This is a genomic window from Azospirillum himalayense, assembly GCF_042657465.1.
Taxonomy (GTDB): Bacteria; Pseudomonadota; Alphaproteobacteria; order Azospirillales; family Azospirillaceae; genus Azospirillum; species Azospirillum himalayense.
Genome location: NZ_JBHSLC010000031.1, coordinates 71,070 through 95,152 on the forward strand (window position 1 = coordinate 71,070; position 24,083 = coordinate 95,152).

The window sequence follows — 24,083 nt, forward strand, 5'->3', positions numbered from 1 at the left end:
CCAAGCGGCGGGACCCCAATCAACGGGAGCGGAGGATGGACAGCGCGCGGGCGAAGGCCTGATCGTTGGCCGCGTTGGGGATGCCGTTGGGCGGCGGGGCGGATTGCCCCTCCTCCGCGGCCGGCTCCGCGATGGCCTCGTCGGGCTGGATGCCGATCTGGTGAATGGACTGGCCCGACGGCGTGTAGTAGCGCGCCGTGGTCAGTTTCAGCGCCCCGCTGTCGAAGGGGATGACGCTCTGGATGATCCCCTTGCCGAAGGTCGTCGTGCCGATCACCGTGGCGCGCCGGTGGTCCTTCAACGCCCCGGTCAGGATCTCCGCGGCGGAGGCCGATTTCGCGTTCACCAGCACAACCAGCGGCAGGCCGTCCGTCTCGTCGCCCGGCGTGGCGGTGTAGGTCTTGTCCGCCCCGCGCCCGGGGCCGCGGGCGGTCAGGATCGTTCCCTTGTCGAGGAAGGAGTCGGCGACGCGGACGCTCGCCTGCACCAGCCCGCCGGGGTTGTCGCGCACATCGATGATGAAGCCGCCGATGTCCGGCCCGATCCGCTCGCGCAGCGACCGGATGGCCGTGCTGACCCCGGTGGCGGTCTGGCGATCGAAGCGGGTGATGCGGATGTAGCCCACCGTCCCGACGGCGGCCAGCCGGACCGAGGGGATGCGCAGCTTGCCGCGGACCACGCTGACCTCGAAGGGGTCCGGCGTCCCGGCGCGCAGGACGGTCAACGACACCGCCGCCCCTTCCGGCCCGCTCAGCATTTGCTTGACGGTCGCCAGCTCCGCCCCGCCCACCGGCTGCTGGTCCACCGCCAGGATCACGTCGCCGGAGCGCAGCCCGGCGGCCTCCGCGGGGGACTCGGGAACGGTCTCGGCGATGCGGACGCGGGTGCCGTGGGCCTCGTAGCGGATGCCCAGCCCGGCGAAGGCGCCGTCGTTCGACGCCTGCAACTGCCGGAATTCGCCGTCGTCCAGATAGGCGGAGTAGCGGTCCCGCCCGGCCATGGCCTTGATGGCGATGTCCACCAGCTCACGGTCGGTCAGCGGTTCGACATACTGGCCGCGGATGGTGCGCAGCGCCCGGACGAAGCGATCGACCTCCTCCGCCTCGGTGCTGTGGCCGTAGGGAGTGGTGTCGCCTGCGGCCTGCGCGCTCCGTCCGGTGGTCATGCCCCCCGGGATCGCGAGGAAGGCGCAAAGGGCGGCGGCGGTGACGAGGCGCAGCTTCACGGCGGCAATCTCTCGGGATCGGAGCGGCGATGCTTCGAAATTAGCCGTGAATTGGTTTATGTACCGTTAACCATAACCGGAACGTGTCAGACCTTGCCCGCAGAAACGGACCGCCGCCATGCCGGCTCCGACAGGCGATCGACCAGGAAGTCGGCCAGCGCCCCGACCTTCGCCGGGCGTGTGCGGGCTGACGGCGTGACGAAGTAGAGCCCCCCTTTCGGCAGCGACCAGTCGGTCAGGATGGCGGTCAGCTGCCCGTCCGCCAGATGATCAGCGGCCATGAACTCCGGCAGTTCGGCGATTGCCAGACCCTCCAGCAGCATCGGCACCAGGGCGTCGGCGTTGGTAACGCGCAGCGGGCCGGACGGCGTCACGCTCTCCTCCTCGCCGGTGCCGTTGGTGAAGTGCCAGATGTCCTGGCGCCGCCGGTAGGCGTAGCCCAGGCAATGGTGGTCCTTCAGGTCACGGGGATGCCGGGGCAGGCCATGGCGGGCGATGTAGCCGGGAGCGGCAAGAACGACGGGAGCGATGGGGCACAGCCGCCGGGCCACCAGCGAGCTGTCCGGAAGCACGGCGATCCGCAGCGCGGCGTCGAAGCCCTCGCCCACCAGATCGACGGTCGCGTCGCTCAGATGCAGGTCGATGGAAACCTCCGGATAGAGGCGGAAGAAGTCCGGCAGCAAGGGCGCCACCCAGCGCAACCCGAACGACATCGGCACCGCCAGCCGGATCAGCCCACGCGGGCGGCTGGACAGTTCGCGCGCCGCGTTCTCGGCCGCCTCCGCCTCGTCGTAAAGGCGCATCGCGCGCTCGGCCAGGGAATGGCCGAAATCGGTCAAGGCCAGCCGGCGGGAGCTGCGGTTGAACAGCCGTCCGCCCAACCGCTCCTCCAGCCGGCCGACCGCGCGCGACACCGTGGCGACCGACACCCCCATGGCGCGGGCCGCACCGGCGAAGGAGCGCTCCTCCACCACCTTGGCGAACATCGCCAAGCCCTCGAAATCCGGCAACTTCGACATCGCCAATCCTGCAACGATGGTTTTCAGTCGTTTCTATTTCGATGTGTGTCCGGCGTCGATAGCTTTGTCTCCAGCGAACAACCCAGTCCCAAGGAGACTTCCGATGTCACGCAAGCTCGACGGCAAGATCGCCCTCGTCACCGGCGCCACCAGCGGCATCGGCCTCGCCGCGGCCAAGCGCTTCGCCGCCGAAGGGGCTACCGTCTATCTCACGGGCCGCCGCACGTCCGAACTGGAGGCCGCGGTCGCGGCGATCCGGGACGCCGGCGGCACGGCGACGGGGGTGCAGGCCGACTCGTCCAATCTGGCCGATCTCGACCGGCTCTATGCCCGGATCGAAAGCGAAGCAGGCCGCCTCGACGTGCTGTACGCCAACGCCGGCGGCGGCGGCATGCTGCCGCTGGGCGCCATCACGGAGGAGCAGTACGAGGACACGTTCAACCGCAATGTGAAGGGCGTGCTGTTCACCGTGCAGAAGGCGCTGCCGCTGCTCGGCCGGGGCGCGTCGGTGATCCTGGCCGGGTCCACCGCCGGCAGCATGGGCACGGCGGCCTTCAGCGTCTACAGCGCCAGCAAGGCGGCGGTGCGCAACTTCGCCCGCAGCTGGATCCTGGACCTGAAGGACCGCGGCATCCGCGTCAACACGCTCAGCCCCGGTCCGATCCGCACGCCGGGTCTGGTCGAGCTGGCCGGTCCGGACGCGGCGCAGCAGCAGGGTCTGGTGGATTATCTGGCGTCGCAGGTGCCGCTGGGCCGCGTCGGCGATCCCGACGAAATCGCCAAGGCCGCCGTCTTCCTGGCGTCCGACGACAGCAGCTTCGTCAACGGCGTGGAGCTGTTCGCCGACGGCGGCATGGCCCAGGTTTGAGCCGGATGTGAGCGGGGAGCGGGGAGCGGCCTTCGCTCCCCCGCCCGTGGGTGAGAACCGCCCTTACGCCTGATCCAGGGTGATGCCTTCGATGAGGTCGCCCACGTCGTCGCAGCGGTCGGTGACGGCTTCCAGCAGCTCGTAGACCTCGCGGCGGCCCAGGAAGTCGATCATCTCCGGGCGCTCGGCGATCAGGGACTTCATGGCGTCGCGCAGGATCTCGTCGGCCTCGTCCTCCAGGTCGGAGATCTGGCCGCAGATGTGCAGGATGCGGTCGGCGTGAACGGAGATTTTGGTCAGCAGCGGCATGACCTCGGACAGCAGGGCCGCCTGACGGCGGCCGATCGCCGCCATGCGCATCATCCGGTCGTCGAAGGTCTCGATGCCGTAGAGCGCGGCGAGGCGCGGCACCTCGTCCATCAGGTCGATGCAATCATCCAGGGCGTTGATCAGCGCCTGAATCTCCGACCGGTCGAAGGGGGTGATGAAGGCGCGGTGCAGCCCGCGCCCGGCGTCCTTGGCGACACGGTCGGCGTCCTTCTCGATCCGCTTCAGCGTCGCGGTGCGGTCGGCGCGCTCCTCCGGACCGGCCTGCATGACGGCTTCCAGGGCGGCGGCGGCATCGACGATGTGGCGGGCCTGCTCGATGAATTGCTCAATGACCCGCTCTTCCTTGGGCATCATGGAACGGATGGCGCGCAGCAGCAGCATGGAAACGGTTCTCTCGGTCGGTTCTGCCGTTTCCTCTTAACGCCGGGCGCCATGAAATTGCAGCAAAAACGTCATACGGACAGGGCCTGTCTGCCCTGACGAAGATGCCCCGTCCCGGCCCATTTCCCTCCCCCCAACGTGTGAGAGGGAGTTTTCGCCGTGTTCTCAAGCGCTTCGGAGTTGGCTGACGGATTGCCCGAGCAACCACTCCCGGAACGCCACCAGCGGAGGGTGGTGCGCCCGCGACGGCGGGTGGACGAGGTGATAGGCGCGGTCCGGATTGCGGTAGGGCCGGTCCAGCGCCGGGACCAGCGACCCGTCCCGCATCTCCGCCTGCACCAGCAGGGTCGGCAGCAGCGCCACCCCCAGCCCGGTGATCGCCGCCTGGGCGGTGGTGGAGAACTGCTCGAAGAACATGCCGGCGCCCTCGTGCCGCTCGATGCCCTGGGCGGCGAACCAGTCCCGCCACGCCTCCGGGCGGCTGGTCGTGTGCAGCAGCGGCAGCGCCACGAGGTCCGCCGCCGCGCGGATCGGGTGGGCGGCCAGGAAGGACGGGGCGCAGAGCGGCAGGACCTCCTCCTCCATCAGCCGCTCGCAGACGGCGCCGGGCCAGTCGGCGCCGCCGAAATGGATGGCGGCGTCCAGATCCTCCGACCGGAAGTCGAAAGGCTCCATCTTCGTCATGAAATGGATGATGACCTGCGGGTGCGCCGCCTGGAAGGCGGGCAGGCGCGGCACCAGCCAGCGCGTGCCGAAGGTCGGCAGGACGGCCAGCTTCAGCACACCGCCCTGCGGCGCGGTCATGACCCGCAGCGTCGCCGCCCCCACCCGGTGCAGCGCCTCCCGCACCTCGGCCGCGTAGGATTCGCCGGCCGGGGTCAGCGTCACGCGCTGGTCGCGGCGCACGAACAGCGGGACGCCGAGCTGGTCCTCCAGCGCCTTGATCTGGCGGCTGACGGCGCCCTGGGTCAGCGCCAGCTCCTGCGCCGCGGCGGTGAAACTGCCGGTGCGCGCCGCCGCCTCGAAGGCGGAGAGCGCGCTCATGGACGGGAGAAGGCGGCGTTGCAGACCCATGGGTCATGACTATAGCTCATGACCGGGGGAAAGAAAGTCGGTTGCGCGGGGCCGGGCCTGCCGCCAGATTGAGGGGGATTTGAACGCCCAGCCGAGGAACGAGCGCGCCATGCAGACCAATGGCAAGACCGGAGGCCAGTTGATCGTCGATGCGCTGGAGGCGCAGGGCGTCGAGCGCGTGTTCTGCGTGCCGGGCGAAAGCTACCTCGCCGTGCTGGACGCGCTGCACGACTCCTCGATCCGCACGATCAACGCCCGCCACGAGAGCGGTGCGGCCATGATGGCGGAGGCCGAGGGCAAGCTGACCGGCCGGCCGGGCATCTGCTTCGTCACCCGCGGCCCCGGCGCCACCAACGCCGCGCCGGGCGTCCATGTGGCGCAGCAGGACTCCACCCCGATGATCCTGTTCATCGGCCAGATCGAGCGCGGCATGCGCGGGCGCGACGCCTTCCAGGAGGTCGACTACACGCTCATGTTCGGCGGCATGGCCAAGTGGGTGGCCGAGATCGACAGCGCCGACCGCGTGCCGGAGATGGTCAGCCGCGCCTTCCACACGGCACTCGCCGGCCGCCCCGGCCCGGTCGTCCTGGTGCTGCCGGAGGACATGCTGGTGGAGACGGCGGACGTGACCGCCGCCCGCCCGGCCCAGCCGGTGGACAGCGCCCCGACCCCCGCCCAGGTCGCCGAGGTCGGGCGTCTGCTCGCCGGGGCGAAGCGCCCGCTGGTGATCGCCGGCGGCTCCCGCTGGACCGAGGACGCGGTGGCCTCGCTGCACGTCTTCGCCGAGACCTTCGCGCTGCCGGTGGCCGTCACCTTCCGCCGCCAGATGCTGTTCGACCACGCGCACCCGAACTACGCGGGCGACATCGGGCTGGGCATCAACCCGAAGTTGACCGCCCTGGTGAAGGACGCCGACGTGATCCTGCTGCTCGGCGGCCGCTTCTCCGAGGTGCCGTCGCAGAGCTACGGGCTGCTCGGCATCCCGGAAACCGGCAAGACGCTGATCCACGTCCATCCGGGGGCGGAGGAGCTGGGCCGCGTCTACAACCCCGACCTCGCCATCAACGCCACGCCGGGGGGCTTCCTCGACGCCGTGGCCGGGCTGGAGGCGCCGGTCTCTCCCGCCTGGGCCGGTCAGGCCGAGACCGCGCACGCCGCCTACACCGCCTGGAGCGAGCCGCCGGCCATCATCCCCGGCGACGTCCAGATGGGCGCCGTCATGTCCTGGCTGCGCGACACCCTGCCCGACGACGCCATCCTGACCAACGGCGCCGGCAACTACGCCACCTGGATCCACCGCTTCTGGCGCTTCCGCCGCTTCGCCACGCAGGCCGCACCGGTCTGCGGCTCGATGGGCTACGGCCTGCCCGCCGCCGTCGCGGCCAAGCTGCTCCACCCGGAGCGGGACGTGGTCTGCTTCGCCGGCGACGGCTGCTTCCAGATGACCGGGCTGGAGTTTGGCACCGCCGTGCAGGAGGGCGCCAACCTCATCGTGCTGGTCATCGACAACGGCATGTACGGCACCATCCGCATGCACCAGGAGCGCGAGTATCCGGGCCGGGTGTCCGGCACCGCCCTGACCAACCCGGACTTCGCCGCCCTCGCCCGCGCCTATGGCGGCCATGGCGAGACGGTGGAGCGGACGGAGGAGTTCGCCCCGGCCTTCGAGCGCGCCCGCGCCGCCGGCCGGCCGGCCATCCTGCATGTCAGGCTCGACCCCGAGGCCCTGACGCCGAACCGCAGCCTGTCCGACATCCGCGCCGCCGGGCGCCAGCGCTAACCCAAAGTCCCCTCTCCCCTCTGGGGAGAGGGTTATGATGACGAACCGCGACAGCACAGTACGCCACCCCTCCACCGGTTGCCTTACACCGAGGATCTTTTCCATGCAGCACCGCGACCTTCTCTCCCGCCTCGGCCTTGAGCTTCCCGCCGACGGGGCCGGCCTGTCCGTCCGCTCGCCCATCGACGGCGCCGCGCTGGGCGTGGCGCCGGTCACCCCGGCGTCGGAGATCCCGGAGGTGGCCGCCCGCGCCCAGCGCGCCTTCGAGGCGTGGCGCTCCGTCCCGGCGCCGCGCCGCGGCGAGCTGGTCCGTCTGCTGGGCGAGGAACTGCGCGACGCCAAGGAGGACCTCGGCCGTCTCGTCACGCTGGAGATGGGGAAGATCTTCCAGGAGGGCCTGGGCGAGGTCCAGGAGATGATCGACATCTGCGACTTCGCGGTCGGCCTGTCCCGCCAGCTCTACGGCCTGACCATCGCGTCGGAGCGTCCGGGCCACGCGATGCGCGAGACCTGGCACCCGATGGGTCCCTGCGCGGTGATCTCCGCCTTCAACTTCCCGGTCGCGGTCTGGGCCTGGAACGCCGCCCTGGCGCTGGTCTGCGGCGACCCGGTGATCTGGAAGCCGTCGGAGAAGACCCCGCTGACCGCGCTCGCCTGCCAGCGCATCTTCGAGCGCGCGGTGGCCCGCTTCGGCGACGCCCCGGCGGACCTGCTGCAGGTCGTCAACGGCGGCCGCGACGTCGGCGAGGCGCTGGTCGCCAGCCCGCTGGTCCCCATCGTGTCGGCCACCGGCTCGACCCGCATGGGCCGCGAGGTCGCGCTGAAGGTGGCGGAGCGCTTCGCCCGTCCGATCCTGGAGCTGGGCGGCAACAACGCCATGATCGTCGCGCCGTCGGCCGACCTCGACATGGCGGTGCGCGCCATCGTCTTCTCGGCGGTGGGCACCTGCGGCCAGCGCTGCACCACGCTGCGCCGCCTGATCGTCCACAAGGACGTGCGCGACACCCTGCTGCCGCGCTTGAAGGCCGCCTATGCCTCCGTTCCCATCGGCAACCCGCTGGAGTCCGGCGTGCTGGTCGGTCCGCTCAACGACAAGGGCGCCTATGAGGGCATGCAGCGCGCGCTGGAGCAGGCCAAGGCCGACGGCGGCACCGTGACCGGCGGCGGCCGCGCGCTCGCCGACCAGTATCCCGACGCCTGGTACGTGCAGCCGGCCATCGTCGAGATGCCGGGCCAGACCGACATTGTCCGCCACGAGACCTTCGCCCCGATCCTCTACGTCCTGACCTATGAGACGCTGGAGGAGGCCATCGCGCTGCAGAACGCGGTGCCGCAGGGCCTGTCCTCCTGCATCTTCACCACCGACATCCGCGAGGCCGAGAGCTTTCTGTCGGCGTCGGGCAGCGACTGCGGCATCGCCAACGTCAACATCGGCCCGTCGGGCGCGGAAATCGGCGGCGCCTTCGGCGGCGAGAAGGAGACGGGCGGCGGTCGCGAGTCCGGGTCCGACGCCTGGAAGGGCTACATGCGCCGCCAGACGGCCACGGTGAACTACTCGCGCGCCCTGCCGCTGGCCCAGGGGATCAAGTTCGAGATCGCCGGCTGATCCGCCCCATCGGCGCAAAAGAAGAAGGCCGCCCGTTTCACCGGGCGGCCTTTTCTCTTTGGAAAGGTCAGAAGGCTTCGCGCGGAAGCCGCCTTGCGGGTCGTTCGGGGGAGGTGTTGCGGCGCAGGTGCTCGGCAATGGGGGTGAGCTGTGCCAGAACCTGCTCGTGGGTCAGGCGGTCCCGGCGCAACACGGCCTGGACCACGGGGTCGTTCAACAGTTCGGCAACGCGGCAGCGCCACGTCTGCTTGGGCAGTCCGTTCATTGCTGTTCTCGTTGCTTGTGGAAGGGAAAGAAACGCCGGCCCTCACCGACCGGCGTACGGTACGCGGAGCATGTTACAGTTCGACGCGTACGGCCCGTGATATTTCGGGTACCTGAACGTCCTGTGTACGTGCCTCCGGCATAGGGAACTCATGGGAAAAAGGGACCGCTCAGGGTCCCTCCGCCGCGCTTTTCGCTGCGGCCTCGCGCGCCCGCACCTGCTCGCGGTGGAAGATGTAGATGCCGCTGGCGACGATCACCAGACCACCGGCGAGGGTCGAGACGCTGGGCGACTCCCCGAAGATCAGCAAGCCGTAGAGCACAGCCCAGATCAGCGTCGTGTAGCCGAAGGGCGCCACCGTCGCCGCGTCCGCCACCGTGTAGGCGCGGATCAGGCAGTAATGGCTGCACGCCCCCAGCGCGCCGAGCATGACCATCAGCGCCGCCCCCGTCAGATCCGGCGTCACCCAGCCGAAGGGAAGCAGAAGCCCGCAGAGCACCGTCCCGGCCATGCTGGTGTAGAAGAAGGTCGTCAGGGTGGAATCGCCGCCGCGCAGCAGTCGCGTGACGATCTGGTAGAGCGCGTTGCACAGGGCGGCGGCCAGCGGCAGCAGGATCGCCCACTGGAAGACGAGGCTGGCCGGGCCGATGATGATCATCGCCCCGATGAAGCCGCCGAGCACCCCCAGGGAGCGCCGCCAGCCGACCTTCTCCTTGAGGAGCGGAACCGACAGGACGGCGACGAGCACCGGCGCCACGTTGGCGATGGCCGCCACGTCGACGAAGGGCAGGATCTTGTAGGACACCGCCGCCAGCAGGGTCAGCACGGCCAGCAGGGCAGAGCGGAGGATCTGCATCCCCGGACGCTTGGCGATCAGATGGCTGGGGGAGTTCACCGCCACCACCACAAAGGCGATGGCCAGATGCACCGCGAAGCGCGCCCAGGCGACCTCGGCGAAGGGGTAGCTCTGCACCAGAAAGCGCAGCGTCGCGTCCTGCGTCACGAACAGAAGCGTGGTGAGCAGCATCCAAGCGATGCCCGCCCGCCCGGAGGAACTAGCGGACAGGGCCTTTTCGGTGGCGGTCATCGGGCGGCGCTCATGGGGGGAGTCATGGGCGGGGCGTTCCTTCCTGTGGCGCGCCGGCCTTCTGCCGGACCGGCGCGCCACACCCTGCGCCCAAGGGGCCGGACGGTCAAATGCGATGCTGGTATATCAGTGCCGACCCATCAGTATCGACTGCCGGTTGCGGCCACGCCGGTCCGTTTCCAACGGCCGGCGTGGCTCATATCCGTCAGTGCTTGTGCTGCGTGCCGCCGGCCTGCGGCCCGCCGGCACCGCCATGGGACGGGGCGGCGGACCCGGCGCTCTGCACGTCCACCTGGACGGTCACCGGCCCGGCCTTCTCGAAGGTCAGGGTCAGCGGGAACGCCTTCCCCGGAGCGAGCGGCTGCTTCAGGCCGAACAGCATGACGTGCAGGCCGCCGGGCTGCAGCGCGGTCGGCGAACCGGGCGACACCTCGATGGCGTCGACCTGGCGCATCTTCATGACACCGTTGTCCATCAGGTGGGTGTGCAGCTCCGCCTTGTCGGCGACGGGCGTGCTGGCCGACAGCAGGCGGTCGCTGTCCGGGCCGTGGGTGCTGAGCACCATGTAGGCCGAACCGTTCGGGGCCGAAGGCGCCGTGGCGCGCGCCCAGGGATGCTCGATGTCGACCGGCCCGGCCTTGAAACCATGGGCCAGGGCGGAGCCGGCGGTCAGGGCGACCAGCGCGGCAAGAACCAGGGCATGCTTCTTCATGATGACGGAGTCCTGCAAAAAAGGATGTATCGGACGATCAGTTGAAAAGGGCAGGACACATCATCGGCGGAGCACGGGCGTTCGGACGGAAAACGCTCCGGCGGCGGAGCTTGCGGGTTCGGAGGGGAAGCGCGCGCAGCGCCCCGGACAGGCGCGGCGGCGGAACGGCGACGTCCACCGGGGAGAGCATCGCCGGAGGCGCGCAGCCGAGCTGGCACCCCAGGCAATGCTCCAGATCGTGCTTTGGCTGACCGGGCGCGTCGGGCATCCGGTCCGACGCCCCATCGGGTCCGCACATCGACGCCGCCCAGAAGGACTGCGCCAGACCGGCGGAGAGCATGGCGACCGCCTGCCCCGGGACCTGGACCAGGATCAGCAGAAGAACGGCGGCCAGCGCCGCGGCCAGCCGGGATCGCCAGCCGGGCGGAGGCCGGCGGGACGGACGCGGACACACCGCAAGCGCGGCGCCGCCTCCCTCGCGACGCCCGTTCGCCCCCTCCCGCTCCCCGAAACGGAGAGGGGGGGCCGATGGCCGTGCTGACGTTGCCCCGTTCAAACCGGTTTCCATTCCACCCACAGGACGGATGACCGGTTGTAGGCGATGTGCAGGGAGCTTGTCGAGTTGCCGTCTTCCCCTCGCCGCCGCAACGTCAGGCCGAATCCCCGTCCAGCAGGCAACGGACGGTGATCTGCAAGGTGTCCACGCCGACCGGCTTGCTGAGCATCCGCGTGCCCGCTCCCAGGCTGTCCGCTTCGAGGGCGGCGTAATGCGCGTAGCCGGTCACGAACAGCACCCTCAGCCCGGGGCGAAGCTCCCGCGCGACGTCGGCCAGATCCCGACCGGTCATTCCGGGCAGCCCGACGTCGGTGATCAGAAGGTCGATCGCCGTGTCCGACTCCAGGATGCGGATCGCCGCCTCGGGTTCGGCCGCCTGCAGGACGTGGTATCCCTGCCCTTCCAGCGCCTCGACCCACAGCATCAGGACCAGGGCCTCGTCCTCAACCACCAGGATGGTTTCATCATTGCGTGACGGGTCCTGCGGCTCCGCCTCCGCAGTATCGGACGGCGCGTCGGCGCCGTTCACACCGTCGTGCTGCGGCAGGTACAGGCTGACGGTGGTGCCCTGGCCGGGCTGCGACCGGATGGCCGCGTGCCCGCCCGATTGACGCGCGAAGCCGTAGAGCTGGCTCAGCCCGAGACCGGTGCCCTGGCCGATCGGCTTCGTCGTGAAGAAGGGCTCGAACGCCCGCTCCAGCACGTCCGGCGGCATGCCGCTTCCGGTATCGGTGATGCGGAGCAGGACGTAGCGGCCGGGAAGGATGTCCCCCTGCGCGTCCGAGATGGTCTCGTCCAGAACGGTGTTGCTCGTCTCGACGCGCAGGAGCCCGCCGTCCGGCATGGCGTCGCGGGCGTTGATGGCGAGGTTGAGCAGGGCGCTTTCGACCTGGTTGGCGTCCGCCCAGGTCCGCCAGAGCCCGTCGGCCAGCACCGTCTCCACCCGGATCGACTCACCGACGGATTGCTGGATCAGGCCGCTCATCGCGGTGGCCAGGGCGTTCAGGTCCAGGCTGCGCGGCGTCAGCGGCTGGCGCCGGGCGAAGGCCAGAAGGTGCCGGGTGAGCGCCGCGGCGCGGTCGCCCGCCGTGACGGCCATGGCGACGTGCCGCAGCAGCGGATCGTCGGCACGCAGCGTGCTTTGCAGCATGTGCAGATTGCCGAGCATGACCTGCAGCAGGTTGTTGAAGTCGTGGGCGATGCCGCCGGTGAGCTGGCCGACCGCCTCCATCTTCTGGGCCTGCTGCAACGCCTCCTCGGCCTTGCGGCGTTCCCGCATCTCGGCCTGCAGTGACCGGGTGCGCTCCGCCACTCGGCCTTCCAGTTCATCGTTGGCCCGCTCGATGTCGGCCAGAAGCGTCCGCATGCGGTATTGGCGCAGGCGGGTCCGCGCCGCGGACTGCGCCGCGCTTTGCAGGGCTTCGGCGTGCAGGGGCGGATCCAGCAGCGTGACGTTGCCGAGCCGCTGGAACTGCGTCCAGCGCGCTTTGCTGGCCGACCGGTTGCCGCGCGCGGTGAGCACCAGAACCGGCAGATCCGACCAGGGCGGCTGGGCCTCCAGACAGGCAACCAGAGGCTCCATCCCCACCCTCAGCAACGCGCCTTCGGAGAGGAGCAGGGCCGTGACGTCCCTCGTCAGGCCATCGCACAGGGCCGGCAGATCGGCGCAGAACTGCGTGGTCAGCCCGACCTCGTCCAGCACGAGGCGGATGACTTCCGCGTCCCGGCCATGCGGGGCGAGCACGAGGATCGGGGCGTCCATGCGCTGCCGTCAACCCGTCTCGCTCTGCCCGCGCAACAAGGGGTCCGCCGCCCCGTCATAGCTGGGCACGCCGGTCAGCACGCCCTGGAATTCCAGAAGCTGCGGGCCGACCTGCATGCCATCGGGGAACAGCCGGAACTCGCGGATCGCCAGCTCATGGACACCGGTGCGCTTCTTGACCACCGAGATCGCCTTGCGCACCTGCCCCACCGCCTCGAAGAAGCGCAGCAGGACCACCGTGTCGCTCATGAAGGACAGGTCCACGGGATTCTGGATGTCCCCGACGATGCCCTGCTGGGCCAGGATGAGGATGGTCACGACACCCTGATTGTTCAGATAGGTCAGCAGCTCATGCATCTGGAGGATGAGCGCCTTCTCCTCCGGCATGGTGCTGAGGTACGAGTTGAGGCTGTCGATCACCACGACGCGCGCCTTCTGGTCCTCCACTTGGCGGCGGACCTGCCAGACGAACTGGCCCGGCGACAGGCGCGACGGGTTCGCGCGCTCCCAGCCCAACTCGCCCTTGCGCACCGCCTCCTCGATGTCGATGCCGAGCGCGGTGCTGCGCAGCGACAGCGTTTCGAAGGATTCGTCGAAGGAGAAATAGGCGGCGTGCTCACCACGGCGCACCGCCGCCGCGACATATTGCAGGGCGATGGACGACTTGCCGACGCCCGACGGGCCGACGAGCATGGTCGTCGTGCCGCGCGTCAACCCGCCGCCCATCAGCTCGTCCAGCCCGCTCAGGCTGCTCGACACGGAGGTCGGCTCGAACTCCGCCTTGTGCTCGTCGGCGATCAGGCTCGGGAAGATCAGCACGTTGCCCGGCGTGATGGCGAAGTCGTGCCAGCCGCTCTGGTATTCGGAGCCGCGCATCTTGGCGATCCGCAGGCGCCGCCGCGCCGCGCCGTAGGAACGCTCGATCTGCTCAAGGCTGACCACGCCGTGCATCAGGCTGTGCAGCTCCATCGAACCGGTCTGGCTGGTCAGGTCGTCCAGCGCCAGCGTGGTGCACTGGCGCCCTTGCAGGAACTGCTTCAACGCCAGGATCTGCCGCCGGTAGCGAAGCTGGTCCTGGGCGAGCAGGCGCAGCTCGGACAGGGAATCGATCACCACGAGGTCCGGCTTCTCGGCCTCGATCCGCTCGGTGATCAGGCGCATGGTTTCGCCCAGCTCGACTTCCGACGGGTAGAGCACGCTCTGCTGGCGGTCGAGCTGCGCCTCCAGCGGGACGAGTTCGAAAATGCCGATGCCGTCCAGCGACCAGCCGTGGCTCTTGGCCGAGGCGCGCAACTCCGTCTCGGTTTCCGACAGGGTCACATACAGGCCCCGCTTGCCGTCGCACAGGCCCTTCAGCAGGAATTGAAGCGCGATGGTCGTCTTGCCGGTTCCCGGCGCGCCCTCCAGAAGATGCAGCCGCGCGCGCGGCAGGCCCCCCCTCAGGACCATGTCGAATTCTGGAATTCCGGTCAGGATCTTGTCCGTCTTGGTCGGCTCCGACACCCAGGTCTCCTCTTGGTCTGGCCCGCTGGCGGCGCCTTGCGACACACGCCGCCGTGATGGTGAACGGCCCGAACGCCTGGACGGACGGACAAACGCTCAGCCTTGGAGAACATCCGCGCCCCATGGACGCGGCTCCGCCACCATCAACCCGATGCCGGTGTTCCTGTTCCTTGGTGCCTTCGGGATGCCGACCGTCGGGGATGCTTGGGCGTCACCGCGGATTACCGCGATGTTGGACGACGGCGCGAACGACGCCTGGGCTCGACTGGCGCGGCCTTTACCGGCCCGACCCCAGCACGCGGCGGCGCTTGGGGTCCGGTCCCAGCGAGCGGATGAAGGGCGGCAGCCCGCCGGCGGATCGCGTGTTGAAGGCCGCCTTCGGCGAGTCCTCGCTTGCCGCTGTCTCCGGCACCGCCGTCTCTTCCATGGCCGTTTCCAGGGCAGCGTTCGCCCCGCTGAAGCCGCGGGCGATCCACAGGACGAGCGCGCCGGACAGCAGAAGCAACAGCGGCGGCACGGCGGCGCGCAGGCCCCAGGGCCACAGAACCTCCGCCCGGCGTGCCCAGCGCTCCGCCCAGAAACGCTCGGCGATCCGCCGCACGCGCTCCTCGCCGAGGTCCGGCGGGGCGGCAAGGGTGGTGCCGTCGGGGAAATCCGTCCGCGCCACGACGCCCCGCTTCACCCCGTCCTCCACCACCGCCTCGTCGGCGGCGTAGTGCTGCGGCAGGAAGGCATCCCTCGCGTCCGAATAGGCGTAGAGACCGGCGAAAGGATGGCGCCCGTGCAGATCGGCGAAGGCGAAAGCGGTCACCACCGCCACCCACAACAGGGCGGCGGCAAGCCAGCCCCGCCACAGGCCCTTGCTCCAGTTCATGTCCCGTCTCTCTCTTTCCCAAGGAGGCAGACACGCTAAAGACCCGGCCGGCCGGCAGCCAGGGTCAAAAACCGGCCTTAGGTCAACCAGCCGTCCCAGGTCAGGCCGCCGGCTTCAGCAATTCGCGCAGGATGTGCGGGGTGATCGGCTTGTGGACGAGGCGGAAGCCGGCGCCGCGGATTTCGGTGATGCGTTCGGGCGCCGTGTCGCCGGTCAGCACCACGGCGGGGATGCGCACGCCGCAGACGCCGTGGATGTCGCGGATCGCCTCAACCCCCGTCCGCCCCTCGCGCAGGCGGTAATCGGCGATGATGAGGTCCGGCAGCCGGCCAAGCCCGTGCAGGACGTCCACCGCCTCCTCTGCCGACACGGCGGCCACCACCTCGTAGCCCCACTGCTCCAGCAGGGTGCGCAGGCTGAGCAGCACGATGGCCTCGTCGTCGATGACCACCACCAGCCCCTGCCCGTCGTCGTTGGCCCGGTCCGGCCCGTTGCGGCGCAGGATGGCGCGGGCGCGCACGCAGGGAAGCTCCACCGAGAAGACGCTGCCCTCTCCGGGCCGCGAGCGCAGGGCGACCGTGTGGCCGAGCAGCCCGGCCAGCCGTTTGACGATGGCGAGGCCGAGACCCAGCCCCTTGGCCCGGTCGCGCTCCTGGTTGCCGATCTGGAAGAACTCCTCGAAGACGGCCTGCTGCCACTCCTCCGGCACGCCGATGCCGCTGTCGGCCACCTCGATGCGCAACGCGCCGTTGCCGCGCCGGCAGCCGACCACGACGCCGCCCCGCTCGGTGTAGCGCAACGCGTTCTCGATCAGGTTGCGCAGGATGCGTTCCAGCAGCATCGGGTCGGTGCGCGCCCACAACGAGGTCGATACCACCCGCAGCCGCAGCCCCTGCCCCTCCGCCTGCGGCCCGTATTCTGCGGCCAGCCGGTCGAGCAGCGGCCCCACCGCGCATTCGGTGACGCTGGGCTCCACCGCCCCGGCGTCGAGCCGCGACACGTCGAGCAGACCGTCCAGCAGAAGCTTCAGCGCGTCCAGTGAATGGCCCATGCTGGCCACCAGCTCGTGCCCGGGATGGCCGTGCAGCTTGTCGCCCAGCACTTGCGCGAAGAAATAGAGCGACTGCACGGGCTGGCGCAGGTCGTGGCTTGCCGCCGCCAGGAACTGGTTCTTCGCCCGCTCCGCCTTCTCGGCGCGGGTCTTCTCCCGCCGGGCTTCGTCCGCCGCGGTCAGCGCGCGCTCCATCGCCTGCTCCGCCGCCTCCTTGGCGGCGAGCAACGCCTCCTCCGCCGTCTTGCGGGCGGTGATGTCGCGCACGATGCCGGTGAAGCGCACCTCGTCATCGGCCTTCCATTCGGCGACCGATAATTCCAGCGGGAACACCGACCCGTCCTTGCGCTGGCCGGTCACCTCGCGCCCGATGCCGATGATCCGCCGCTCCCGGGTGCGGTGGTAGCGCTTCAAGTATCCGTCGTGCGCGCTGCGGTCGGGATCAGGCATCAGCATGCTGACGTTGCGGCCCATCACCTCCTCCGCGGCGTAGCCGAAGATCCGTTCGGCGGCACGGTTGAAGCTGTGCAGGACTCCGGCCCGGTCGATGACCAGGATGGCGTCGACCGCCGTGTCCACGATGGCGCGGTAGCGCGCCTCCGCATGGGCCACGGATTCGCTGGCGCCGACCAGCGCGGCGCTGGCCTCGGCCAGGACGCGGTGCAACTCGTCGATCTCGCGCACCGGCACGCCGCCGTCGTAGCGGATGGCGCGCCCCTCCATCAGGCTGCCGCCGTGGGCGGACAGTTCGCGGACGGGATGGGCAAGCCGCCGCGCGAAGATCCCCGCCGACGCCAGAGACACGGCCAGCAGAAACAGTCCCAACCCCAAGGCCAGCAACACCGTACGGTTCAGGGGATTGAGCACGGCCTCGGTCGGCGTTGCGGCCGCGAGGGTCCAGTCGGCGCGCTGCGTGCGGTGGAAAGCACCGATGATCTCCACCCCGTCCAGCGTGGCGCCGCGGTAGTTACCGGTCTCCGCCGTGCCACGCGCCGCCAGGAACCAGTCGGGCACCCCCCGCCCCAGATACTCCGCATGCTCGCGCGAGCGGGCGGCGATCCGGTCCTGGCCATCGATGATCACGGCGATCAGGCCGGACCGCGTTTCGAACCCCTCCAGCAGGGTACTCCAAGTCTGCGGATCGACCACCGCCGACAGGACGTAGCGCAGGCTGCCGTCGCGCAGCACCGGCACCATGACGGCGATCGTCAGGCGCTCCGCCGCCGTCGCGGTGACCAGATCGGACACCGCCGGCTGGCGGGTCGCGGTCACCCGTTGCAGCGCGTCGCGCTGGGGCGCATCCGGCAGCGGGACGCCGAGCCGGACCGCCGTGTTGACGATCTGCCGCCCCGACGGGTCGATCAGCGCGATATTCGTCCAGGAGGGGTGCTGAGTCAGCGCCAGCGTCGCCCGCTCATAGAAGCCGGCGGGATCGTCGGCCGCCAGAGCGTCCGTGCGCGACAACGCCCGCAATGCCTCGATGGTCGCTTCCAACTCCCGGTCGACGATCAGGGCCAGCGCCTCCGCCGTGTCGGACATGTTGTTCTCGACGGCATCCCGCTGCTGATGCACCAGCCAGCCGATGAGCATGCCGCCGAGCAGGAGCATCGGCACCAGCGTCACGAGCACAAGCCTCAGCAGGTAGCCGCGCAAAGTCATCGGTTGCTGACGGAACACCGTCTTCAGCGGCATGGATGGACAACCCGAAAGGTTTGGCGCACGAACAGATTATCACATCTTGCGCCCCCCTTTCGTTCTTCGCCACCGGAATCTGAAACGATGGGGTGAACCTGATTATATAAGCGTTACCCTGTTGGAATAATGAAGGGTCTGCCAAGCCTTCGCTTCGCCTCTTCGGCGCACTCCACAGTCATTGGCATACTTAGTTTCTCTGATTGAACTTTTCGTACGCGACTGCTTACTGAAAGGCACGTGGTCATGTCCTTGACATACCGTGGTATGAGGATCATTGGCCGGCCGATCCCTTATCAAGACCTTGGGAACGATCAATCTCATCTGAGACGGAGGCTGCGCGGGAGCCAGGACCACTTGCGCATCGTGCGGCGTGACGGAGACCGGAGTGGAAACCGGAGCCGGTGGCGTCGTTACCGTCGGCGTCACCGGGGGAACGGGAGGAGCGGCCAGGGCGGCGGCCTGCTGACGGCGGGCGGTTTCCGCCTCCTTCTCCTTCTGATGGCGGCGATGAGCAATCTCGCGGGCGCGGATCTGCTGCTCCTGGCGCAGGGCCATGGCCAGCCGGCGCAGGGCCGCCGTCCCACCGGTCACCGATGCCTGACCGGCGGCAGCCCGGAAATCGCCAACCGTGGGGAAGCGCCGGTAACCGGACCGGAAGGAGGACCAGACGCCGCGGAAACCGGCGATCCATTCCTCGGCGGGCCAGCCGGCCATCTCGAGAATGTCGGCCTCCAGAACATCGGCGTCCGGAAGCTCCAGGCCGAAGCGCACCGCCAGCTTCTCGATGCCGGTCAGCACATTCTCCACACCGATCGCCGGGCAGATGCCCTCAAGGGCGGCCTCCACCCGCTCGGCCAGCGCCCCGATCTCCTCCGGCGCGCGATCCGCGATCTCGAAGCGCAGGTCGGCGCGCTCAAGCCGGGCGAGCGAGGCGATCGCGCAGGGCAGAGAGGACGCCGGCGTTGCGGGCAGCCACGCCATGTCCGGCGTCTGCGGGGCGGCGCTGACGGGAAGGCTCACGGGAAAGCTCGGCAGGCTGGCGGTCATTCTGGTCGCTCCGGTTGGAGGGGCGGCGGGAGGCGGTTGCAAAGGGGACGACGGTGCCTTCGGGCGTTTCGCCGGCTGGTGCCGCGGCGGGGGCAACCAGTTCGCGGGCCACCCATTTGCGCCAGGCGCCGGACGGGTCGGCCGGGCTGTAGCCGTTGCGGACGTTGGCCTTGCGGCACCAGGACACGAACTTGCGGGTCACGGTGGCGGGATCGACCTCGGGGCGGGTCTCCGCGGCCCAGGCCAGATCGGCGGCGTCCGGCTGCCAGTCTTCGGCGAGGGCGTTCCGGTTCTTGAGGCCCGAAGGCCCAACCGATTCCCCCGCCCGGAAGGAGGAGGAGTTTTGAGAATCAGGATTCAGGGGATTCCCAGTCCTTAGGAGTCCGTCAGCCGGCTGACCGGTGATGTCGACGGGCCGACCGGAAGAGTCGGTATCCTGCGCGCCCACTAGCGCATAGACCATCCCGCGGAAGCCGCGTTCGCGGCGGGCTTCCACCAGGGACAGGTCCGGCGCCTGCAGCTTGGTCAGCACGGCGGACAGCCAGGGACGGCTCTTGCCGAGTTCGGTGGCCAGCTCGTCCTGGACCAGGCCGGCGCAGACACCGGCGGTGTCCGCCCGCGCGTAAAGACCGGAGAGCACCGCGATCTCCGCGGCTCCTACACCGGGCGCAGCAATCCATCGCCGGTACAAGGTGGTGTACGGGGTCATTGTCTTCCCATGATCCAGCGCTTCAATCCCGGCGGAAGACAAAGCGGGAGCGTCAGTGGAATCCGCGATTCCACTTGGTTTTCCGGACCTACCCTGGCATCATGAAGTCGCCAAACCGCTGATGCGGGGTCCGGTTCTCCCGGTCTTCCATCGGTTTTCGACACTTCGGTGTGCACGAGGGCACAGGTCGCCAAACCTGTGCCCTTTGTGTTTCCGGAGGTCGTGTCCTCCGCTACGTCATCGTCGCCTCCTTCGGCGTGTCGCGGCTGTTCGGAGCCGCCAGCTGAAAATCCTGGCCCAAAACCCTGGCCTAAAACTCTGGTCCAAAAGCTATCGGTTCGGGCTTTGGTGGGCCCGTTACGCAAGATGTTGTCGTGGCCCCAACAGGCTGTCCACGATTCAAATGCGTGCGTCGGAATCGCTCCAGTTGCGCCGATGCGGGGTGATGGAGTCAGTGGAATCAAGGCGTTGAGCCCCCAGGAGCGGTGGCGGACCACGTCTGGGTGTCGCCGTTCTGCCGAGAAACCGGGCGGAAAACGTCGCCGTTCTGCCGAAAGATTCCGGCGCACGGAGGGAAGCGGCGGAGCGTCGGAGTCCGCCGGATGTCGCCGTTCTGCCGAATAATCTGGGCTGTGGCCCATCGGTGACTCCGGGAATCGGCCGAGAATCGGACTCCGACTCGCGCAACCGAGTGTCGCCGTTCTGCCAATGTGCTCCCTCCGCGGCGGCCTCCGGACCCCGGGGAGTCCGGAAAGAGTCAGGGAATCCAAGCCTTTCAGCGCTGTTTTGCGGCTTGTCGGGAGTCCGGACCGTCAGAACGCGGACGCTTTCGGCCGGGAAACCCTCCAGCGGGGCACAGCGTCCGGGGGAACTGGCAGAACGGCGACATTCGTCCGCAGGGTCACAGCGTCGTTTCCGGCCGGTGAGGAATCTTTCGGCAGAATGGCGACGTTTGCGCCTGCGCTGTGGAACATGCGGGGCGTATCGGGAATCAATACCGTAACCGCCAGCGGCGGGGCCGGGGAGACTGGGTGCATGGACGACCACAACACCGACAAGGAAAACGCCGAACTGCTGGACCGTCCCGTCCAGCTGGCGCTTCGGCTGGATTCGCCGCTGCGCGGCGACGTGAACAACGACCGGGCCCTGATGGCCTATTCGCTGTTCGGCCTGTCGAAGGACAAGGTGGAAAGCCTTCCCACCTACGACGACGGCAAGGTGAAGATCGAGGTGCGCGCCCCGCGCGACGTCGGCGTTGCGACGATCTGGGACAAGTCGGTGCTGATCTACGCCGTCTCGCTGCTGCGCGAGAAGATGGCCGAGGGCAAGATGGGGCCGGAGGTGGGGAAGCTCCACTTCACCACCAGCGATCTCCAGCGCATCGTCGGCAAGACCGCCGGGGGCAGCGCCTACGACAAGATCGAAGGGGCATTGGAGCGGCTTCAGGGCACCCAGATCAAGACCAACCTGGAGGCCGGGGGCGAGGGCGAGAGTGGCGCCTTCTCCTGGATCTCCGACTACAAGCTGCTCTACCGCCGCGGCAAGAAGGACGGCGAGCGGCAGGTGCGCGGCCTGACCCTGGTCCTGTCGAACTGGGTGGTGCGCGCGGCGCTGGGCAACAATCTGCTGACCTATTCGGAAGACTACTTCGCTCTGAAGCCCATCGAGAAGCGGCTCTACGAGATCGCCCGCGCCCATCTGGGCCACGGCAACGCCTTCTGGATGGCGCTGGAGCCGCTGCGCAAGCGGGTCGGCTCCGACAACGACCTGCGCAAGTTCAAGAACGCGCTCGGCCCCGTGCTCCAGGCCGACCGCATCCCAGGGTACGGCGTGCGCATCGTCGAAGCCGCGGAGTACAAGGAGCTGATGACGGCGCGCGGCGCCTCGATCGCCCGCGTGCTGAACGCCGACCTGCCGGTGATCTTCTGGCGCAAGGACGCCGGCGAGCCGGAGAGCTGGATCGACATTCCCAGGGTCGAGTTCGACGAGGTGGTCTGACCCTCTCCCCTGCGCTATTCCGCCAGCAACCGGTCGCGGAAGGTCCGGGCGGCGTGGCTCAACCCGCGCTCGCGGTGACGCAGCAGGCGGAAGGGCCGTTCGGGCAGCGGGAAGGGAACGCGGTGCAGATGCCCGGCGGCCAGCGCGCCGCGCGCCACCAGATCCGACAGGGCGGTGGCCCCCGCCCCGGCCATGACCGCCGACAGCACCGCCTCGTTCGAGGGCAGCTCCAGCGTCACCGGCAAATCCTCCGGCGCCCTCCCCTGCCCGCGCAGCGCCTCCTCGAACTCGGAGCGGGTGCCCGACCCGGCTTCCCGCAGGACCCAGGGGGAGCGGTGCAGTTCGTCCATCGGCAGGTCGCTCCGCCCGCGCCAGGGGTGACCGTCCCCCACCAGCAGCAGCAGACGGTCGCCGGCCAGAAGGTCCTGGTCGAGCAGCGGGTCCGCCACCTCCCCTTCCACCAACCCCAGATCGGCGGCGCCGTCCAGCACGGCCTTGGCGACCTGGGCGGTGTTGGCGGCCTTCACCGCGACGTCGACGTCCGGATAGCGCCGGTGGAACGCCACGAGCCGTTCGGGCAGCCAATAGCCGGTGATGGTCTGGCTGGCGTGGATGGCGATGCGCCCGCGCTTCAGCGCCGACAGGTCGGCCAGCATGCGCTCCGCTGCCTCGGCGCGGGCGAGCACTGCAATGGCCTCGTTCAGGAACAGGCGCCCGGCCTCCGTCAGCTCGATGCGTCGGCCCACCCGGTCGAACAGGCGGACGGCGTGCCGGGCCTCCAGGCTGGAGACGGCAGCGCTGACCGCGGACTGCGTCAGATTCAAGGACGCGGCGGCCCGCGTCACATGCTGCTGCGTGGCGACCGCTACGAAGATGCGGAGCTGTTCGAGAGTCATCCGGTCCCTCGTCCCTTCAAACGTTCGGTTTTACCGAACGATACGTCCACTATAATCCGTTGGAACGAACGGTCCAGAGGGCGCAGCTTCCCGGCATCGGAATTCGAGGATGCCATGCCGAACAATCTTCTCCCATCGCCCCGCCGGACCCTGGGCGCCCTGCTGCCGGGGATTCTGCTCTGCTCCGGCGTGAGCGGCGCGGCGCTGGCCCTGCAAAGTCTGGAGGTAAAGGTCTTCGGGCAGGCCTGGCTGGAGGCCCTGGTGCTGGCGATCCTGATCGGGGTGACCCTGCGCAGCGTCTGGGCGCCGGGACGGCGCTGGAAGGCGGGAACGGACTTCAGCGCCAAGACGCTGCTGGAGGTCGCGGTGCTGCTGCTGGGCGCCTCCATCGACCCGGAAACGATCATGGCCGCCGGGCCGGCGCTGGTGGTAGGGATCGCCGGGGTGGTCGCCTCGGCCCTGGCGGTCAGCTACGGCATCGGGCGCCTGCTGGGGTTGCCGCCGCGCATGGCGGTGTTGGTCGCCTGCGGCAACTCGATCTGCGGCAACTCGGCCATCGCGGCGACGGCGCCGGTGATCGGGGCGCATGGTGACGATGTGGCGGCGGCCATCGCCTTCACGGCGGTGCTGGGTGTTCTGGTGGTGTTGGGTCTGCCGCTGTTGGTGCCGCTGCTCGGACTCACTCCCATGCAGTACGGCGTGTTCGCCGGGCTGACCGTCTATGCGGTGCCGCAGATCCTGGCGGCGACGGCGCCGGTCGGTGCGCTGAGCGTCCAGGTCGGAACCCTGGTGAAGCTGCTCCGCGTGCTGATGCTCGGCCCGGTGGTGGTGGCGCTGGCCTTGATGGCGAAGCCGGAAGGGGCTGCGCAGGAAGGGGGCGTCAAGACCCGCCTCCCGCTGCGCCGGCTGGTGCCCTGGTTCATCCTCGGCTTCCTGGCGCTGGCCGGGCTGCGGGCGGCGGGGCTGATCCCGGACGCCGCCCTGGCGGCCAGCCAGACCGCGGCGGGCGTCCTGACGGTGCTGTCGATGGCCGCGCTGGGGCTCGGGGTGGATGTGCGGATGCTGTCGCGGGCCGGGCTGCGCGTCACCGCCGCGGTGGTGCTGTCGCTGGCGGCGCTCGGCGCCATCGGGCTGGGCCTGATCCGGCTGCTGGAAATCATGTGAGCACGGGCGGCGGCGCGTTGGGGCGGCAGCGCTTGCAGGGGCGGAAGCCCGCCGCCTCCGCCGCCGCGGCATCGGGGTGGAACGCGACGTTTTCCCGCTTGGCCCGTCGCGATGGACAGGACGGCTGGCAATAGATGCCGGTGGTGCGCACCGCGTAGACGAAGCGCCCGTCACCGTCCCGGTCCCGGCGCGCCACCGCGCTCCACATCGCGTCCTCGTCCATGATGCCCTCCCGATCCTGCCGCCGGGATCGTCGCCGATGCCGCGAAGCCGGGCCACCCGTTTCCTGCGCCACGCAAAAAGACGGCTGGCAAAAAAGACGGCCGGCAGAGGTCTGCCGGCCGCGAGGTTCGGGGAGGGAGGGATGTGAAGCGGGCGAGCCTTACTTCTGGATGCCGGTGACCTGCTGCTGGGCCTTGTTGCCGAAGCCGGCGGCGAGGTTGGAGACGGTGCCGAGGTTCTGGTTGAACAGGGCGCCCGG

General features: G+C 69.4%; 21 protein-coding genes. 5 read left to right on the plus strand and 16 right to left on the minus strand.

What is annotated here, in order from left to right; translation table 11 throughout:
* Positions 1-19 precede the first annotated feature (19 nt).
* Both ACFPMG_RS16225 and ACFPMG_RS16230 read right to left on the minus strand, forming a co-directional pair.
* Positions 20-1,225: a S41 family peptidase gene (locus ACFPMG_RS16225; RefSeq protein ID WP_376996186.1), complete on the minus strand. Its 1,206-nt coding sequence runs from the start codon at positions 1,223-1,225 to the stop codon at positions 20-22.
* An 86-nt stretch (positions 1,226-1,311) separates the two neighbouring features.
* Positions 1,312-2,244: a LysR family transcriptional regulator gene (locus tag ACFPMG_RS16230; RefSeq protein WP_376996188.1), complete on the minus strand. Its 933-nt coding sequence runs from the start codon at positions 2,242-2,244 to the stop codon at positions 1,312-1,314.
* A gap of 103 nt (positions 2,245-2,347) precedes the next feature.
* Between ACFPMG_RS16230 and ACFPMG_RS16235 the strand changes: the two genes are divergently transcribed.
* Positions 2,348-3,112 carry an SDR family NAD(P)-dependent oxidoreductase gene (locus ACFPMG_RS16235; protein WP_376996190.1) on the plus strand — a complete coding sequence of 255 codons (765 nt, stop codon included), beginning with the start codon at positions 2,348-2,350 and terminating at the stop codon, positions 3,110-3,112.
* Between the two features lie 63 nt (positions 3,113-3,175).
* Here the strand turns inward: ACFPMG_RS16235 and ACFPMG_RS16240 are convergent, their stop codons facing one another.
* Together ACFPMG_RS16240 and gcvA are read right to left on the minus strand one after the other, a co-directional pair.
* Positions 3,176-3,823: a DUF47 domain-containing protein gene (locus tag ACFPMG_RS16240; protein WP_035682258.1), complete on the minus strand. Its 648-nt coding sequence runs from the start codon at positions 3,821-3,823 to the stop codon at positions 3,176-3,178.
* A 165-nt stretch (positions 3,824-3,988) separates the two neighbouring features.
* Entirely contained in the window at positions 3,989-4,897 is a 909-nt protein-coding gene (gene gcvA, locus ACFPMG_RS16245) for a transcriptional regulator GcvA (RefSeq protein WP_376996193.1), read from the minus strand.
* 109 nt (positions 4,898-5,006) lie between these two features.
* Here gcvA and ACFPMG_RS16250 point away from each other — a divergent pair, with 109 nt between their 5' ends.
* Complete coding sequence (locus tag ACFPMG_RS16250; RefSeq protein WP_376996195.1) at positions 5,007-6,677, plus strand: thiamine pyrophosphate-binding protein; 1,671 nt, start codon at positions 5,007-5,009, stop codon at positions 6,675-6,677.
* Positions 6,678-6,780: 103 nt separating this feature from the next.
* Positions 6,781-8,283, plus strand: coding sequence for an L-piperidine-6-carboxylate dehydrogenase (gene amaB, locus ACFPMG_RS16255; RefSeq protein ID WP_376996197.1), 1,503 nt, complete (start codon positions 6,781-6,783; stop codon positions 8,281-8,283).
* Between the two features lie 67 nt (positions 8,284-8,350).
* Here the strand turns inward: amaB and ACFPMG_RS16260 are convergent, their stop codons facing one another.
* The 10 genes from ACFPMG_RS16260 to ACFPMG_RS16305 all read right to left on the minus strand — a co-directional run bounded on the left by ACFPMG_RS16260 (position 8,351) and on the right by ACFPMG_RS16305 (position 19,544).
* Positions 8,351-8,548, minus strand: coding sequence for a hypothetical protein (locus ACFPMG_RS16260; protein WP_014200253.1), 198 nt, complete (start codon positions 8,546-8,548; stop codon positions 8,351-8,353).
* 169 nt (positions 8,549-8,717) lie between these two features.
* Positions 8,718-9,635, minus strand: coding sequence for a DMT family transporter (locus tag ACFPMG_RS16265; protein ID WP_376996199.1), 918 nt, complete (start codon positions 9,633-9,635; stop codon positions 8,718-8,720).
* A gap of 205 nt (positions 9,636-9,840) precedes the next feature.
* A complete protein-coding gene (locus ACFPMG_RS16270) occupies positions 9,841-10,347 on the minus strand; it encodes a copper chaperone PCu(A)C (RefSeq protein WP_040138459.1) in 507 nt (168 codons plus the stop codon).
* A 37-nt stretch (positions 10,348-10,384) separates the two neighbouring features.
* A complete protein-coding gene (locus ACFPMG_RS16275) occupies positions 10,385-10,801 on the minus strand; it encodes a DUF2946 domain-containing protein (RefSeq protein WP_376996202.1) in 417 nt (138 codons plus the stop codon).
* Between the two features lie 196 nt (positions 10,802-10,997).
* Positions 10,998-12,665 carry an ATP-binding protein gene (locus tag ACFPMG_RS16280; protein ID WP_376996204.1) on the minus strand — a complete coding sequence of 556 codons (1,668 nt, stop codon included), beginning with the start codon at positions 12,663-12,665 and terminating at the stop codon, positions 10,998-11,000.
* 9 nt (positions 12,666-12,674) lie between these two features.
* Positions 12,675-14,168 carry an ATPase domain-containing protein gene (locus ACFPMG_RS16285; RefSeq protein ID WP_376996206.1) on the minus strand — a complete coding sequence of 498 codons (1,494 nt, stop codon included), beginning with the start codon at positions 14,166-14,168 and terminating at the stop codon, positions 12,675-12,677.
* Positions 14,169-14,445: 277 nt separating this feature from the next.
* On the minus strand, positions 14,446-15,042 hold the full coding sequence (locus tag ACFPMG_RS16290; protein WP_376996208.1) for a hypothetical protein: 597 nt from the start codon (positions 15,040-15,042) through the stop codon (positions 14,446-14,448).
* Between the two features lie 100 nt (positions 15,043-15,142).
* Complete coding sequence (locus tag ACFPMG_RS16295; protein WP_376996210.1) at positions 15,143-17,785, minus strand: PAS domain S-box protein; 2,643 nt, start codon at positions 17,783-17,785, stop codon at positions 15,143-15,145.
* A 102-nt stretch (positions 17,786-17,887) separates the two neighbouring features.
* Positions 17,888-18,808 (minus strand): hypothetical protein, encoded by a 921-nt coding sequence (locus tag ACFPMG_RS16300; RefSeq protein ID WP_376996215.1) that lies wholly within the window; start codon positions 18,806-18,808, stop codon positions 17,888-17,890.
* Positions 18,702-19,544, minus strand: coding sequence for a hypothetical protein (locus ACFPMG_RS16305; RefSeq protein ID WP_376996211.1), 843 nt, complete (start codon positions 19,542-19,544; stop codon positions 18,702-18,704). The genes ACFPMG_RS16300 and ACFPMG_RS16305 overlap by 107 nt, the downstream gene beginning before the upstream one ends.
* A gap of 1,035 nt (positions 19,545-20,579) precedes the next feature.
* Between ACFPMG_RS16305 and ACFPMG_RS16310 the strand changes: the two genes are divergently transcribed.
* Complete coding sequence (locus ACFPMG_RS16310) at positions 20,580-21,542, plus strand: replication initiator protein A (RefSeq protein WP_014200239.1); 963 nt, start codon at positions 20,580-20,582, stop codon at positions 21,540-21,542.
* Positions 21,543-21,556: 14 nt separating this feature from the next.
* Here the strand turns inward: ACFPMG_RS16310 and ACFPMG_RS16315 are convergent, their stop codons facing one another.
* Positions 21,557-22,438 (minus strand): LysR family transcriptional regulator, encoded by an 882-nt coding sequence (locus ACFPMG_RS16315; protein ID WP_376996212.1) that lies wholly within the window; start codon positions 22,436-22,438, stop codon positions 21,557-21,559.
* 114 nt (positions 22,439-22,552) lie between these two features.
* Between ACFPMG_RS16315 and ACFPMG_RS16320 the strand changes: the two genes are divergently transcribed.
* Entirely contained in the window at positions 22,553-23,602 is a 1,050-nt protein-coding gene (locus tag ACFPMG_RS16320) for a YeiH family protein (protein ID WP_376996213.1), read from the plus strand.
* On the opposite strand, the gene ACFPMG_RS16325 is transcribed toward ACFPMG_RS16320, so the two are convergent.
* Entirely contained in the window at positions 23,595-23,825 is a 231-nt protein-coding gene (locus ACFPMG_RS16325; protein ID WP_376996214.1) for an Ada metal-binding domain-containing protein, read from the minus strand. The two genes, ACFPMG_RS16320 and ACFPMG_RS16325, sit on opposite strands and share 8 nt — an antisense overlap.
* Between the last annotated feature and the right edge of the window lie 258 nt (positions 23,826-24,083).

Excerpts from the sequence above, each read along its gene's own strand:
- ACFPMG_RS16230 (WP_376996188.1), bottom strand. The coding sequence starts at position 2,244 with ATGTCGAAGTTGCCGGATTTCGAGGGCTTGGCGATGTTCGCCAAGGTG.
- ACFPMG_RS16235 (WP_376996190.1), top strand. The coding sequence starts at position 2,348 with ATGTCACGCAAGCTCGACGGCAAGATCGCCCTCGTCACCGGCGCCACC.
- ACFPMG_RS16240 (WP_035682258.1), bottom strand. The coding sequence starts at position 3,823 with ATGCTGCTGCTGCGCGCCATCCGTTCCATGATGCCCAAGGAAGAGCGG.
- gcvA (WP_376996193.1), bottom strand. The coding sequence starts at position 4,897 with ATGGGTCTGCAACGCCGCCTTCTCCCGTCCATGAGCGCGCTCTCCGCC.
- ACFPMG_RS16250 (WP_376996195.1), top strand. The coding sequence starts at position 5,007 with ATGCAGACCAATGGCAAGACCGGAGGCCAGTTGATCGTCGATGCGCTG.
- amaB (WP_376996197.1), top strand. The coding sequence starts at position 6,781 with ATGCAGCACCGCGACCTTCTCTCCCGCCTCGGCCTTGAGCTTCCCGCC.
- ACFPMG_RS16260 (WP_014200253.1), bottom strand. The coding sequence starts at position 8,548 with ATGAACGGACTGCCCAAGCAGACGTGGCGCTGCCGCGTTGCCGAACTG.
- ACFPMG_RS16265 (WP_376996199.1), bottom strand. The coding sequence starts at position 9,635 with ATGACCGCCACCGAAAAGGCCCTGTCCGCTAGTTCCTCCGGGCGGGCG.
- ACFPMG_RS16270 (WP_040138459.1), bottom strand. The coding sequence starts at position 10,347 with ATGAAGAAGCATGCCCTGGTTCTTGCCGCGCTGGTCGCCCTGACCGCC.
- ACFPMG_RS16280 (WP_376996204.1), bottom strand. The coding sequence starts at position 12,665 with ATGGACGCCCCGATCCTCGTGCTCGCCCCGCATGGCCGGGACGCGGAA.
- ACFPMG_RS16290 (WP_376996208.1), bottom strand. The coding sequence starts at position 15,042 with ATGAACTGGAGCAAGGGCCTGTGGCGGGGCTGGCTTGCCGCCGCCCTG.
- ACFPMG_RS16295 (WP_376996210.1), bottom strand. The coding sequence starts at position 17,785 with ATGCCGCTGAAGACGGTGTTCCGTCAGCAACCGATGACTTTGCGCGGC.
- ACFPMG_RS16305 (WP_376996211.1), bottom strand. The coding sequence starts at position 19,544 with ATGACCCCGTACACCACCTTGTACCGGCGATGGATTGCTGCGCCCGGT.
- ACFPMG_RS16310 (WP_014200239.1), top strand. The coding sequence starts at position 20,580 with ATGGACGACCACAACACCGACAAGGAAAACGCCGAACTGCTGGACCGT.
- ACFPMG_RS16315 (WP_376996212.1), bottom strand. The coding sequence starts at position 22,438 with ATGACTCTCGAACAGCTCCGCATCTTCGTAGCGGTCGCCACGCAGCAG.
- ACFPMG_RS16320 (WP_376996213.1), top strand. The coding sequence starts at position 22,553 with ATGCCGAACAATCTTCTCCCATCGCCCCGCCGGACCCTGGGCGCCCTG.
- ACFPMG_RS16325 (WP_376996214.1), bottom strand. The coding sequence starts at position 23,825 with ATGGACGAGGACGCGATGTGGAGCGCGGTGGCGCGCCGGGACCGGGAC.